Annotated in this window: 1 protein-coding gene; it reads left to right on the forward strand. The window is 70.4% G+C overall.

Annotated elements, in window-relative coordinates; all coding sequences use genetic code 11:
• Window positions 1-17: 17 nt before the first annotated feature.
• Window positions 18-547, forward strand: a 530-nt coding sequence (locus H7A69_RS17225) for a hypothetical protein (protein WP_182048153.1), incomplete at its 3' end; no start/stop codon positions are given.

A 547-nucleotide genomic window follows, 5' to 3' on the forward strand; every position in this document is an offset into this window, starting at 1 on the left:
AGGACCTGAAGCCCGGCGTGAACGAGCTGACCGCGTCCTACCAGGACCTGAACGGCAAGTGGAAGACCGAGTCCTACACGCTGACCTACGACGACGGCAAGGGCGGCGAGCAGCCCGGCGACGGCCAGTCGCCCGTAGCGGCCGTGACGAACCTGCACGACGGCGACACCGTCGACACGGCGGAACCGACCCTCGAGGGCACCGCTCGTCCGAAGGGCCACGTGCGGGTCTCCATCGACGGGCTCACGGGTCCGATCATCGTCGACACGACCGCGGACGAGCACGGGAAGTGGTCCGCGAAGGCCAGCTACTTCCGCCCCGGCGACAACTCGGTGGTCGTCGCCGCCGAGCGCGCCGACGGCACCTGGCAGCGGACGCAGGGCCTCCTCGTCCACTACGTCCCGAAGGTCGACCGGTTCACTGTGCAGACGCCGGCGAACGGCAGCACCGTGACCGAAGCCCGCCCGAAGATCACCGGCGCCGGCGCGCACGCCTACTCCCCGGTCGATCTGCAGACCGCTGACAGCTACCGCCCGATGGGGCACGC

This window comes from Curtobacterium sp. ME26, from assembly GCF_903970945.1.
Taxonomy (GTDB): domain Bacteria; phylum Actinomycetota; class Actinomycetes; order Actinomycetales; family Microbacteriaceae; genus Curtobacterium; species Curtobacterium citri.